The following is a 12,608-nucleotide window of genomic DNA, read 5'->3' on the forward strand; positions in this document are numbered from 1 at the left end:
AAAGCTCGAATTTCCCCGTCGTTCGGGAGCCATGTTACAACTGGTTAAGCATTGCCCAAGGCCGGGCCGCCGGGCTGGCGGCGTGATGCGGTAAGATAGCGCATTCCGATTCCCGCTCATCCCATGCCTTTTTCCTCTCTGCCAGACCTGCGCCGCCAGCGCGGCTTCCTCAATCCCAACATCGCCAAGTTCATCGGTCTGTCCATCCTCGGTCTGGGTGTGGCCGGTGCGCTGCTGGTGGTGTATGCACTGATCTTCATCAACCCGCGCCTGCCCTCGCTGGACCTGATCACCGACTACCGCCCCAAGGTACCGCTGCGCATCTGGTCCGAAGACAAGGTCTTGCTGGGCGAATTTGGTGAAGAAAAACGCAGCCTGGTCAAGCTTGAAGACATCCCGGCCGACATGAAGAATGCCGTGCTGGCCATCGAGGACTACCGTTTCTATGAACACGGCGGCATCGACTGGATCGGCATCGCCCGCGCGCTGGTAGCCGACATTCTTCGCGGCAGCGCCTCGCAGGGGGCCAGCACCATCACCATGCAGGTGGCGCGCAACGTCTTCCTGACCAAGGAGAAGACCTTCTCCCGCAAGCTCTACGAGGTGCTGCTGGCCAACAAGATCGAACATGCCCTGACCAAGGACCAGATCCTGGAGGTCTACATGAACCAGATCTACCTGGGCCAGCGCGCCTTCGGCTTCGCCGCCGCCGCCCGCACCTACTTCGGCAAGGACCTCAAGGACATCACCCTGGCCGAAGCCGCCATGCTGGCCGGCCTGCCCAAGGCTCCCTCGGCCTACAACCCCATCGTCAATCCCAAGCGCGCCCACATCCGCCAGCAGTACATCCTGCAGCGCATGCTGGAAGTGGGTTTCATCACCCAGGCCCAGTACGACAAGGCTTCCAAGGAAGAACTGAAGGTGCGCGCACCGGGCAGCCAGTACAGCATCCACGCCGAATACGTCAATGAAATGGTGCGCCAGATGGTGTACGCGCAGTACAAGGAAGACACCTATACCCAGGGCTTCAACGTCTACACCACCGTCAATGCAGCCGACCAGCAGGCCGCCTACCAGGCCGTGCGCAAGGGCGTGATGGATTACGACCGCCGCCACGGCTATCGCGGTCCGGAAGAAACCATCGCCCTGCCCGCCAACGCCGACGATCGTGCCGCGGCCATCGACGACGTGATGGACGACCACCCCGACAACGATGACATCCTGGCCGCCGTGGTGGTGGCCGCCAGCCCCAGGCAGATCGATGCGGTGCTGCGCAGCGGCGACAAGATCAGCATCAAGGGCGAGGCCCTGCGCTTCGTCGCTGCGGCCTTGTCGGAGAAGGCCAAAAAGGAGATCCGCATCGCCCCCGGCGCGCTGATCCGCGTGATGCAGGACGCCAAACAGAACTGGCAGGTGGTGCAGTTGCCGCAGGTAGAAGCGGCACTGGTCTCGGTGGTGCCGCAGGATGGTGCCATCCGCGCCCTGGTCGGTGGTTTCGACTTCACCCAGAACAATTTCAACCACGTCACCCAAGCCTGGCGCCAGCCGGGCTCGACCTTCAAGCCCTTCATCTATTCGGCGGCGCTGGAGAAGGGTTTTGCCCCGGCCTCCATCGTCAACGATGCCCCGGTTTCCTATCCGGCCGGCCCCGGCCAACCGAACTGGGAACCCAAGGATGACGAAACCCCGGCCGGCCCCATGACCGTGCGCACCGCTCTGCAGAAGTCGGTGAACCTGGTGGCCATCCGTACACTGGACTATATCGGCGTGCCCTATGCGCGGGAGTTCATCACCGGCACCTACGGCTTCGATGCCGACAAGGTCCCGCCCTACCTGCCCATGGCGCTGGGCGCGGGCCAGACCAACCCGCTGCAGCTCTCGGCGGCCTATTCGGTCTTTGCCAACGGCGGCTACAAGATTCAGCCCTACCTGATCTCGCAGATCACCGATGCGCGCGGCAAGGTGCTGTCCAAGGCGGATCCGCTGATCGTGGGCAATGGCGCGCCGCGCGTGGTGGCCGAACGCAACAGCTACATGATGACCAGCATGCTCAAGTCGGTCGCCCAGAGCGGTACCGGCGCGCGCAGCAACAGCATCGGCCGCACCGACCTGGCCGGCAAGACCGGCACCACCAATGACGCCGTCGATGGCTGGTTCGCCGGTTATCAGCGCACCCTGGCGACCGTCGCCTGGATGGGTTACGACCAGCCCAAGAGCCTGGGCAGCAAGGAATTCGGGGCGCAGCTGGCGCTGCCGATCTGGGTCGACTACATGGCCAAGGCCCTCAAGGGGGTGCCGCAGTTCGACCTGCCGGTGCCGGACGGCATCCGCTTCATCGATGGCGAACCCTACTACGACAACTTCACTCCCAACAACGGTCTGGTGACCAATGTGGGCGTGACAGTGGTGGATGCCCTGTCAAACTTCTTCGGCTGGACACCGAGCTCCACCCCGGCTGCACCGGGCGCTCAACAGGGCAATACGCAGGCGGCGCCGAACCTGCCCGGGTCCTCCCCCAGCACCCCGCGCACGCTACCGGGCGCACCGGCGGGCCGTCCCCTCAACGAGAACGCACGGCGCTTCATGGACAACACCAACCAGGGACATTGAAGCCGGGCCGGGCCTGGGGCCTGGCACCTGGCACTTCAGGAGCGGGACGGCAAAAGCAAACGGGCACTTCCGAAGAAGTGCCCGTTTCCTTTTGTCTGGCGCCCCCGACACGGATCGAACGTGTGACCTATCCCTTCATACCGCTATGGCTTTCGCCACCATCAGATACAGATGACCGGATGTTTGCAGTCTGGACTATACCTTGGCCATGGACCCTGCCCTGGCGAGCAAGATCGGGAGGCCGGAGCCGTCTAGTCTCTACACCTTCCGGCTTCCGAGGAAACCGGCTTGGCTCGGTATTGCCAGCAGCCGCAGGCTCAAAAGCATGCGCTGTCAGGGTTCACCGACTTTGACTCCATTCAGGCGGCGCCTTTCGGCATCCGCTGCCCAATTTGACTTAGGAGGGGATCGCTCTATCCACTGAGCTACGGGGGCAACAAGGCCGCTATTGTATCCGCTGCGCCCGCCCTTGCAAAGCTGCAAGCTTCCCATGCGCCGCAACGGCCTTGCACTACAATAGGCCGATGCGCTCGCCCACAATAAATATGAAGAAGCTTGCAGTCACTGCCCTGGGGACATGGATGACAGCGGGCCTGGCCATGGCCCAGCCGACGGCGGACAAGCCGGGTACGATGCCGGGCATGGCCGAACGCATGGCCGCCTGCATCGCCTGCCATGGCAAGCAGGGGCGGGCCACGGCCGATGGCTACTATCCGCGCATCGCCGGCAAGCCGGAGGGATACCTGCTCAATCAGCTGCAGAGTTTTCGTGATGGACGGCGCCGTTATCCGATGATGAATTACCTGCTGGGCAATCTTTCGGATGATTATCTCCGGCAGATCGCCGCCTTCTTCGCCGACCAGCATCCGCCCTATCCGCCGCCGGTTCCCGCCGACGCCGGCACCGCCGTACTGGATCGGGGGCGCCTGCTGGTGAGCCAGGGCAAGCCGACGCAGGGCATTGCTGCCTGCGCCAGCTGCCATGGCGTCGGGCTGGGCGGCGTACAGCCGGGCATTCCGGGATTGCTGGGCCTGCCGCACGACTATATCAATGCGCAACTGGGAGCCTGGCGCAATGGCGAGCGCACTGCCAGCGCACCGGACTGCATGGGCAAGATTGCCCGGGCCCTGAGTCCGGAAGACATCAATGCCGTCAGCAGCTGGCTGTCCTCCCAGCCGGTGCCGGCCGACTATGCCCCGGCGCGCAGCCTGCCCCAGCCACTCCCGGTGGCCTGCGGCAGCATGCCGCCGGGTCCTGCCGACGCAGGAGCGGCACGATGAACAAGATCTTGCGTCGGGGACTGGGGATGCTGCTGGGCAGCGTGCTGGCGGTCGTGGCGCTGGCCGCCGGCGTGATCGCCTGGCAAAGCCTGCGCAGCGAAGATACCGGTGTGGCCACCCCGGTCACCGATGCGCAAGCGCAGCGACTCAGGGGGCAATACCTGGCACACGCCGGCAACTGCATGGCCTGCCATACGGTGCGCGGCGGTGCGGCCTATGCCGGTGGCCGCCCCATCGCCACTCCCTTCGGCACGCTCTACACCACCAATCTCACGCCGGACAAGGCCACCGGCCTGGGCGACTGGAGCGCCGACGATTTCTGGCGCGCCCTGCACCACGGACGTGGACGCGATGGCCGTTTCCTCTACCCGGCCTTCCCCTACACCAGCTACACCCGCCTCACCCGCGACGACAGCGATGCCCTGTTCGCCTGGCTGCGCCGCCTGCCTCCCGTAGTTCAGCCCAATCGTTCACATGATTTGCGCTTCCCCTACGACCAGCGGCCGCTGCTGGGCCTGTGGCGCGCATTTTTCTTCACACCGGCTGTTTACCAGCCTGATCCGGCGCGCTCCGCCCAGTGGAACAGGGGCGCCTACCTGGTGCAAGGGGCTGGCCATTGCAGCGCCTGTCACAGCGCCCGCAACCGGGCCGGCGCCAGCATTGCGCCGCTGGCACTGGCCGGGGGCATGATCCCGGGGCTGGACTGGTATGCGCCGCCCCTGCATGGAGCAGAGCATGGCCTGGGCAACTGGAGCGAGACGGACATTGCCGCCCTGCTCAAGACCGGCGTCTCGCCGCGCGCCGCCTCGCTGGGGCCGATGTCGGAAATCGTCGGGCGCAGCCTGCAGTATCTGAACGATGAGGATATCGGCGCCATGGCGGTCTACCTGAAGTCGCTGCCGGCACAAGCCCTGCCCGAGGATGGCATGGCCGCCCAACCGGAACCCGTCGAGGCCGAACGCATCCTCAAGCAGGGCAAGAAGCTCTACGGAAGTCTGTGCGTGGACTGCCACGGCGGCCGTGGCCAGGGTAGCGCACCGGATTATCCGCCGCTGGCGGGCAACCATGCCATTGCCGGGCCAGAGCCGGTCAATGCCATCCGGGCCGTGCTCAATGGTGGATTCCCGCCCTCCACGACAGGCAACCCCTACCCCTTCGGCATGCCACCCTTCGGTCCGCAGCTCAGTGACCAGGAGGTGGCCGCACTGGTCTCCTATGTGCGCAATAGCTGGGGCAACCAGAGCGGCTTCGTTTCGGCCTCGGAGGTGAACCGCTATCGCAGCGTGCCGCTGGATTGATCCTGCGCAGCGCATCCTGGGTCCGGCTCGAAAAAAAGGCGATCCGGATATCGCCTTTTTCATTCATGGATGAAGAAACGTCAGTGCTCGGTACTGAGCTTGTAGCCCATGCCGCGCACCGTCTGCACGTAGTACGCCAGATCACCCAGCGACTTGCGCAGGCGCATGATGTGCACATCGACCGTGCGCTCCTCGATGAAGGTGTGGTCTCCCCAGACCCTGTCGAGCAACTGGGCGCGCGAAAAGATGCGTTCCGGATGCGCCACCAGATAGCGCAGCAGCTTGAACTCGGCCTGATCCAGCGCCACCGACCTGCCCGCCACGGCCACCTGGCGGCGTTCGACGTCGATGCTGATGTCGCCGTAGCGCAGTGCCTGACTGCCGATCTCGGGCGTCTTGCGACGCAGCAGGGCCTGCACCCGTGCCACCAGTTCCTTGGGCGAGAACGGCTTGGTCACGTAGTCATCCGCGCCCTCGTTCAAGCCCTTGACCTTGTCTTCTTCCATGCCCTTGGCGGTGAGCATGATGACCGGCAGCGCCGCCGTACGCTGGTCGCGCCGCAGCTCCGCCAGCAGCACCAGACCGGAACTGTCGGGCAGCATCCAGTCCAGCAGCACCACGTGCGGCAGCGATTCGGCGATCAGCTTGCGGGCCTGGGCCACGTCGGTGGCGATGGTGGTGGCAAAACCCGCTCCCTGCATCGTAAAGCGCAACAGCTCCGCGATGCTGGGTTCGTCTTCGACCATCAGGATGTGGGGGAGCTCTTTTGACATCTTCCTTGGCTTCGCTGTGGCTCGATCAGAGTACCTTGGCCGCGATACGCTGGGCCATGGTACGCGCCAGCTCGGCTTCTTCGGCTTCCACCATCACGCGGATCAGCGGTTCGGTGCCGGACGGTCGCAGCAGCACGCGGCCGCGCTCGCCCAGCGCCTCTTCCACCGCAAGCTTCTCGGCTTGCAGGGCGGCGTTGGACTTCCAGTCATAGCCGGCCGGAATCTTCACATTGATCAGCGATTGCGGAAACAGGGTGATGTCACCGGTCATCTGCGCCAGGCTCTGGCCGGCGCGCTTCAGGGCACACAGGACCTGCAGCGCCGAGACGATGCCATCACCGGTGGTATGCCTGTCCAGCGCCAGCAGGTGGCCGGAACCTTCGCCGCCGAGCAGCCAGCCCTTTTCCTGCAGCACTTCCAGCACGTAGCGGTCGCCCACCTTGGCGCGCGCGAAGGGCACGCCCATCTTTTTGAAGGCCACTTCCAGGGCCATGTTGGTCATCAGGGTACCAACTGCACCATCGACCGGGCCGGTGGCCAGGCGATCCTTGACCATCAGGTAGAGCAGTTCATCGCCGTTGTAGATGCGGCCATGGCCATCGACCATGATGAGCCGGTCGGCGTCGCCGTCCAGGGCAATGCCCAGGTCGGCGCGGTATTCACGCACCGCGGCTACCAGCGACTTGGGCGCGGTGGCGCCGCAGTCCTCGTTGATGTTCAGGCCATCGGGCTGATTGCCGATGGTGATGACTTCGGCCCCCAGCTCATGGAAGACGTGCGGGGCGATGTTGTAGGCCGCGCCGTTGGCACAGTCCACCACCAGGCGCATGCCACGCAGGTCCATGGCGCTGGGGAAGGTGCTCTTGCAGAATTCGATGTAGCGGCCGGCCGCATCCGACAGGCGGCGTGCCTTGCCCAGCTTCTCGGAGGGAACGCACTCCATGGGCTGCTCCAGGGCGGCTTCGATGTCGGCCTCGACCTGGTCGGGCAGCTTGTTGCCCTTGGCCGAGAAGAACTTGATGCCGTTGTCGTGATAGGGGTTGTGCGAGGCCGAAATCACCACGCCGGCCGACAGGCGCTGGGCGCGGGTCAGGTAGGCCACGGCCGGGGTCGGCAGTGGCCCGGCCAGCCAGACATCCACGCCAGCCGCTGCGAAACCGGCCTCCAGGGCGGCTTCCAGCATGTAGCCGGAAATGCGGGTGTCCTTGCCGATCAGCACCGTGGGACGCGCCACGCCATCCTTGGACTTGGCCAGCACCTTGCCGGCAGCATAGCCCAGGCGCATGACGAAATCAGGGGTAATGGGTGCCACGCCTACGCGACCGCGCACACCATCGGTGCCGAAATATTTTGCTGCCATGTTGATCCTTTTTATTGCTTGTCGATGTCTTGCTGGCCGGGCGAAGGCGTCGGCCTGTCTCCAGTGAAGACGATGGGTTGCTGCCCGATGATCGGTGAGGTCCGAAGCTGCATTGCCGCTGTGCCTACCGATCGGCGCGCCCGGCCTGCCACATGGCCAGTGCATCGACCGTCTCGGCCACATCATGCACCCGGATGATCATCGCGCCCTGCTGCGCCGCCGCCAGCGCCGCGCCGAGACTGCCGGCCATGCGGCGTTCCAGCGGCTTGCCGATGACGGCGCCGATCATCGACTTGCGCGACATGCCCGCCAGCAGGGGCAGGTCCAGCATGTCGATCAGTCGGCGCGTGTTCTTGAGCAAAGCCAGATTATGCTCCACAGTCTTGCCAAAGCCAAAACCGGGATCGATACAAATCCGTTCACGTCCGATGCCGGCTGCGCGCATGAGGTCGACCTGGGTCTGCAGGAATTGGGCGACCTCGGTCACCACATCTTCATATCGGGGTTCCTGCTGCATGGTCTGCGGCTGCCCCTGCATGTGCATCACGCACAGGCCGGCCTCGCTGTCCTTGACCGCATCGATGGCGCCCTCGGCACGGAAACCATTGATGTCATTGATCATGTCCACTTCGGCGGCCAGCGCTTCGCGCATGACGGCGGGCTTGTAGGTATCCAGCGAGATCGGCTTGCCGCAGTCGCGCAGGGCATAGATCACCGGCATGACGCGCTCCAGCTCTTCCTGCAAGGACAGCGGGGCGATGCCGGGACGGGTCGACTCGCCACCGATGTCGATGATGTCGACCCCGTCGGCGATCATCTGTTCGGCATGGGTCAGGGCCAGCTCCAGGCAGTGATGGCGGCCGCCATCGGAGAAGGAATCGGGCGTCACATTGAGAATGCCCATGACCAGCGGCCGGCGGCCAGACTGGACCGGCAGGCGGAACCTGCCGCACTTGAGAAATGCTTGCGTCATCTTGCTGTTGTGGGTGGTGCGGATGAGTTGTCCGACGTAGCGACCTTGCGGAGGCTGCGCCGCCTGCCATCGCTCTGCGGCTGCATGATACACCGCCGATGGACCGTCTTTATACTTTTGTCCGGCAAGCGCGTCATCGACTGCACGGTTTTTCATCTGCCAAATAAAAAAGGTGAGGATCGCTCCTCACCTTCATCAAACCTGCGGTCTCAGCCGCTCGGGCTCTTCGCCGCAGCCTTCACGCTTCAGGCCGGAGCCGTGGCGTTGGGCGAGACGTCGCCGGAACGATTGCCGTCCGAGGGCGACTTCTTGACGGGAGTCCCATTGCGCGGCGGACGCGGTTCGTCACCGTTCATGATGTCGTTGACCTGATCGGCGTCCAGGGTTTCCCATTCCAGCAGGGCCTTAGCCATGACGTCGACCTTCTCGCGGTTTTCTTCCAGCAGGCGACGGGCCAGGGCGTATTGCTCGTCGAGGATGCTGCGGATTTCAGCATCCACCTTTTGCTGGGTGGCTTCGGAGACGGTCTTGGAGGACATGCGGCCGAAGTAGGCGTCCTGCTCCGAATCTTCATACACCATGGTGCCCAGGGTCACGGACATGCCGTAGCGGGTAACCATGGCGCGAGCCAGCTTGGTAGCGCGCTCGAAGTCGTTCGAAGCGCCGGTGGACATCTGGTGCATGAAGATTTCTTCAGCGATACGACCACCGAAGAGGATAGAGATCTCTTCCAGCATCTTGTCCTTGTACATGTTCACGCGGTCATGCTCCGGCAGCTGCCAGGTCAGGCCCAGGGCGTAGCCACGCGGCATGATGGTGACCTTGTGGACCGGATCGGCCTTGGGCAGCAGCTTGGCGACGACGGCGTGGCCGGACTCGTGGTAGGCGGTGTTGCGGCGCTCTTCCTCGCGCATCACGGCCGACTTGCGTTCCGGACCCATGACGATCTTGTCCTTGGCATCTTCGAAGTCCTGCATTTCCACCAGGCGCTTGTTGCGGCGCGCAGCGAACAGGGCGGCTTCGTTGACCAGGTTGGCCAGGTCGGCACCGGAGAAACCGGGGGTACCACGGGCCAGGATGTCGGCCTTGACGTCCGGCGCGATGGGCACCTTGCGCATGTGGACGTAGAGGATCTGTTCGCGGCCACGGATGTCGGGCAGGCCGACCATCACCTGGCGGTCGAAACGGCCCGGACGCAGCAGCGCCTTGTCCAGCACGTCGGCGCGGTTGGTAGCGGCGATGACGATGACGCCGGAGTTGGCTTCGAAACCGTCCATCTCCACCAGCATCTGGTTCAGGGTCTGTTCGCGTTCGTCGTTGCCGCCGCCCATGCCGGCGCCACGATGGCGACCGACGGCGTCGATTTCGTCGATGAAGATGATGCAGGGAGCATGCTTCTTGGCGTTCTCGAACATGTCACGCACACGCGATGCGCCCACGCCGACGAACATTTCCACGAAGTCCGAACCCGAAATGGTGAAGAACGGGACCTTGGCTTCACCTGCGATGGCACGGGCCAGCAGGGTTTTACCGGTACCCGGGGGGCCGACCATCAACACACCGTGGGGGATGCGGCCGCCCAGCTTCTGGAACTTGGTCGGGTCACGCAGGAATTCGACCAGCTCCTGCACTTCTTCCTTGGCTTCGTCGCAACCGGCGACGTCGGCGAAGGTGACCGAATTGCTGTTTTCATCGAGCATGCGCGCCTTGGACTTGCCGAAGGAGAACGCACCGCCCTTGCCGCCGCCCTGCATCTGGCGCATGAAGAAGATCCAGACGCCGATCAACAGCAGCATCGGGAACCAGGAAATGAAGATTTGCGACAGGAAGGACTGCTCTTCCGGCTGGCGCACGTCGAACTTCACGCCATTGTTCAACAGGTCGCCGACCAGGCCGCGATCCAGGATGGTGGTCGCGGTCTTGACCTTGGTGCCGTCCTGAGTGGTGGCGATGATGTTGCGATCCTCGATGGTCGCGTCCTTGATGTGTCCGGCCTTGACCTCGGAGATGAAGTCCGAATACGCGATCGGCTTGGCATTGGTCGCCATGCTGCGGCTGTCGAACTGTTTGAACACCATAAACAGCACGAGCGCGATGACTACCCAGATGGCAGCCTTGGAAAACATATTGTTCACTGGAACTCCTCCGACGCCTGCGCGCCACGTTGCCTTTGTATCGTCCGATTTTACCCGGATTCAACCACCCTTACACGGAAAACCGCCGTCCGACCAGCCTCGCCCCGCCCTGCTGTGCCATCGCGCAACGCACAACAACGCGTCGCACCAGGCTGCAGGCTCATTTCTTTGCCATTCCGTCATCAGCTTGAAGACGGGCGGGGAAGGCCTGTTTGTCGCCAAGTTTGTCACCGATTCAGACAGACTAACGATTTCCAGAAATCGATATAAGGCTGAAATCGGGCAAAACAAGGCGGGAAAATTCACTAAATCGCCGGTTTTACAGCAGATTTTGCGCTGGATTGCGGATGACGAACCGGTTTTGAATCAACTTTAACCGATTTAACTGCGAGGATTTTTCAGGATTTTCCCTAGCAGAAAGATTTCGGACGACTTGTCGCGGCTGGCCTTGGGTTTCTTGGACATCACCGTCTTGAATTCGGCCCGGAATTTGTGCACCAGTTCGTTGTAGCCGGTCCCGTTGAAACACTTGACCAGCAAAGCGCCGCCAGGTTTCATGTGCAGCTGCGCAAAATCGATGGCCAGGTCAATCAGGTACTCCACCCGTGCGGCATCGGCGATGGCCACGCCCGACAGGTTGGGCGCCATGTCCGAGAGCACGAGATCGGCCTTGCGCCCCTCCAGCACGGCTTCGAGCTGGCGCACCGGCTCGTCTTCGCGGAAGTCGCCCTGGATGTAGTGCACATCGGCAATCGGGTCCATCGGCAAGATGTCCAGCCCGATGATGGTGCCGTGGATGCCGCCCCCCTCGGCACCGGCCAGCTTGTTGCGGGCGTACTGGCACCAGCTGCCGGGGGTGCAGCCGAGGTCGACGATCACCTGCCCGGGCTTGATGAGACGTTCTTCCTCATCGATTTCCTTGAGCTTGTAGGCGGCACGCGCGCGATAACCTTCCTTCTGTGCCAACTTCACATAAGGGTCGTTGATATGGTCGTGTAACCAGTTTTTGTTCAGTTTGTTCTTTGCCATTCGCGTAGAATACTGGTTTTATCTCATTGAGGGACAACTTGGCGCCGCCGAGACCTCGTCCCGAACCTGCACTCCCATGTTGAATCTGACTCCCGCCGAGCGCAGCGAACTGCGCGCCCAGGCCCATGGCTTGAACCCCGTCGTGATGGTAGGCGAAAGTGGCCTTTCCGAATCCGTCATGAAGGAAATCGACAAGAGCCTCAACGCCCACGGCCTCATCAAGGTTCGTGTCTTCGGCGACGACCGCGAAGCCCGCATCGCGATCTACGAAACCATCTGCGCCGAGCTCAAGGCCGCGCCGGTACAACACATCGGCAAGCTGCTGGTGCTGTATCGCCCGCAAAAGGACGAAGGCAAGAAAGCCGCTGCCGGCGCCAAGGGCGGCCTGCGCGAAGTGACCATCGTCAAGTCGCACGCCACCAAGCGTCCTTCGGTGAGCAAGGTCATGCTCAAGGGCAACGAACGCATCACCGCCGGTGGTCTGGTCAAGAAGGCCAAGCCGCGCCAGCGCAGCACCAAGAAGAGCGCTGGCTGATCGCCGCCACGGGGCCACGGTCCACAAAACAGAATGCCCGCTGATGCGGGCATTTTCATTTCCGGCGTCGGTGTTGCGGCAGGATCAATGCCGCATCCGCCCTGCTCTGCGCGGGACGGATGCGGCGGACTACGTCAGACGTAGCGCACTTCCAGGATTTCGTATTCCTTCAGGCCCGAGGGGGCTTCCACGGCCACCACGTCACCGGCGCTCTTGCCGATCAGGGCACGGGCGATGGGCGAGGTCACGGAAACCTTGGATTCCTTGATGTCGGCTTCGTCCAGGCCCACGATCTGGTAGGTCACCTTCTCGCCGCTGTCCAGGTTTTCCAGGTCCACGGTGGAGGCGAAGACCACGCGGCCTTCGGCGTTCAGTTCGGCCGGGTCGACGATCTGGGCCGCGCCCAGCTTGCCTTCCAGGTCGGCGATACGGCCTTCGATGAAGGCCTGGCGCTCCTTGGCCGACTCGTATTCGGCGTTTTCGGACAAGTCACCCTGCGCGCGCGCTTCGGCGATCGCATTGATGACTTCCGGACGGTCTTTGGTTTTCAAACGGTGCAATTCTTCCTTCAGAAGTTCGGCGCCACGCTTGGTAAGGGGAACTGTGCTCATAAGT

General features: G+C 63.2%; 11 protein-coding genes. 5 read left to right on the forward strand and 6 right to left on the reverse strand.

Annotated elements, in window-relative coordinates; translation table 11 throughout:
- Positions 1-123 precede the first annotated feature (123 nt).
- From HWE01_RS02890 to HWE01_RS02900, 3 genes are all read left to right on the forward strand, one after another.
- Entirely contained in the window at positions 124-2,610 is a 2,487-nt protein-coding gene (locus HWE01_RS02890) for a penicillin-binding protein 1A (protein WP_008326854.1), read from the forward strand.
- A gap of 545 nt (positions 2,611-3,155) precedes the next feature.
- The gene (locus HWE01_RS02895) at positions 3,156-3,890 is read left to right on the forward strand and encodes a c-type cytochrome (RefSeq protein ID WP_241821047.1); all 735 of its coding nucleotides are present in this window, start codon (positions 3,156-3,158) and stop codon (positions 3,888-3,890) included.
- The gene (locus HWE01_RS02900; RefSeq protein ID WP_241821048.1) at positions 3,887-5,188 is read left to right on the forward strand and encodes a c-type cytochrome; all 1,302 of its coding nucleotides are present in this window, start codon (positions 3,887-3,889) and stop codon (positions 5,186-5,188) included. The genes HWE01_RS02895 and HWE01_RS02900 overlap by 4 nt, the downstream gene beginning before the upstream one ends.
- An 80-nt stretch (positions 5,189-5,268) precedes the next feature.
- Here HWE01_RS02900 and HWE01_RS02905 read toward each other — a convergent pair whose 3' ends face one another.
- The 4 genes from HWE01_RS02905 to ftsH form a co-directional block, all read right to left on the reverse strand.
- Positions 5,269-5,961, reverse strand: coding sequence for a response regulator (locus HWE01_RS02905; protein ID WP_008326843.1), 693 nt, complete (start codon positions 5,959-5,961; stop codon positions 5,269-5,271).
- A gap of 25 nt (positions 5,962-5,986) precedes the next feature.
- The gene (glmM, locus tag HWE01_RS02910; protein WP_175344490.1) at positions 5,987-7,321 is read right to left on the reverse strand and encodes a phosphoglucosamine mutase; all 1,335 of its coding nucleotides are present in this window, start codon (positions 7,319-7,321) and stop codon (positions 5,987-5,989) included.
- 124 nt (positions 7,322-7,445) lie between these two features.
- A complete protein-coding gene (gene folP, locus HWE01_RS02915) occupies positions 7,446-8,294 on the reverse strand; it encodes a dihydropteroate synthase (protein WP_241821049.1) in 849 nt (282 codons plus the stop codon).
- 245 nt (positions 8,295-8,539) lie between these two features.
- Positions 8,540-10,429 carry an ATP-dependent zinc metalloprotease FtsH gene (gene ftsH, locus HWE01_RS02920; RefSeq protein ID WP_008326840.1) on the reverse strand — a complete coding sequence of 630 codons (1,890 nt, stop codon included), beginning with the start codon at positions 10,427-10,429 and terminating at the stop codon, positions 8,540-8,542.
- Here ftsH and HWE01_RS02925 point away from each other — a divergent pair.
- A complete protein-coding gene (locus HWE01_RS02925) occupies positions 10,401-10,805 on the forward strand; it encodes a hypothetical protein (protein ID WP_241821050.1) in 405 nt (134 codons plus the stop codon). The two genes, ftsH and HWE01_RS02925, sit on opposite strands and share 29 nt — an antisense overlap.
- 5 nt (positions 10,806-10,810) lie before the next feature.
- Here the strand turns inward: HWE01_RS02925 and HWE01_RS02930 are convergent, their stop codons facing one another.
- Positions 10,811-11,458, reverse strand: a complete 648-nt coding sequence (locus HWE01_RS02930) for an RlmE family RNA methyltransferase (RefSeq protein ID WP_008326838.1) — start codon at positions 11,456-11,458, stop codon at positions 10,811-10,813.
- 76 nt (positions 11,459-11,534) lie between these two features.
- Here HWE01_RS02930 and yhbY point away from each other — a divergent pair, with 76 nt between their 5' ends.
- A complete protein-coding gene (yhbY, locus tag HWE01_RS02935; protein ID WP_008326832.1) occupies positions 11,535-11,993 on the forward strand; it encodes a ribosome assembly RNA-binding protein YhbY in 459 nt (152 codons plus the stop codon).
- Positions 11,994-12,127: 134 nt separating this feature from the next.
- Here the strand turns inward: yhbY and greA are convergent, their stop codons facing one another.
- Entirely contained in the window at positions 12,128-12,604 is a 477-nt protein-coding gene (gene greA / locus HWE01_RS02940) for a transcription elongation factor GreA (protein ID WP_013233401.1), read from the reverse strand.
- Positions 12,605-12,608 lie beyond the last annotated feature (4 nt).

The sequence above is a fragment of the Herbaspirillum sp. C7C8 genome, assembly GCF_022627875.1.
GTDB lineage: Bacteria > Pseudomonadota > Gammaproteobacteria > Burkholderiales > Burkholderiaceae_D > Herbaspirillum.

Bases quoted from the DNA above. Each gene is read 5' to 3' on its own strand.
- glmM (WP_175344490.1), bottom strand. From the start codon at position 7,321: ATGGCAGCAAAATATTTCGGCACCGATGGTGTGCGCGGTCGCGTAGGC.
- folP (WP_241821049.1), bottom strand. From the start codon at position 8,294: ATGACGCAAGCATTTCTCAAGTGCGGCAGGTTCCGCCTGCCGGTCCAG.
- HWE01_RS02900 (WP_241821048.1), top strand. From the start codon at position 3,887: ATGAACAAGATCTTGCGTCGGGGACTGGGGATGCTGCTGGGCAGCGTG.
- HWE01_RS02905 (WP_008326843.1), bottom strand. From the start codon at position 5,961: ATGTCAAAAGAGCTCCCCCACATCCTGATGGTCGAAGACGAACCCAGC.
- HWE01_RS02925 (WP_241821050.1), top strand. From the start codon at position 10,401: ATGGCAGCCTTGGAAAACATATTGTTCACTGGAACTCCTCCGACGCCT.
- HWE01_RS02890 (WP_008326854.1), top strand. From the start codon at position 124: ATGCCTTTTTCCTCTCTGCCAGACCTGCGCCGCCAGCGCGGCTTCCTC.
- greA (WP_013233401.1), bottom strand. From the start codon at position 12,604: ATGAGCACAGTTCCCCTTACCAAGCGTGGCGCCGAACTTCTGAAGGAA.
- HWE01_RS02895 (WP_241821047.1), top strand. From the start codon at position 3,156: ATGAAGAAGCTTGCAGTCACTGCCCTGGGGACATGGATGACAGCGGGC.
- HWE01_RS02930 (WP_008326838.1), bottom strand. From the start codon at position 11,458: ATGGCAAAGAACAAACTGAACAAAAACTGGTTACACGACCATATCAAC.
- yhbY (WP_008326832.1), top strand. From the start codon at position 11,535: ATGTTGAATCTGACTCCCGCCGAGCGCAGCGAACTGCGCGCCCAGGCC.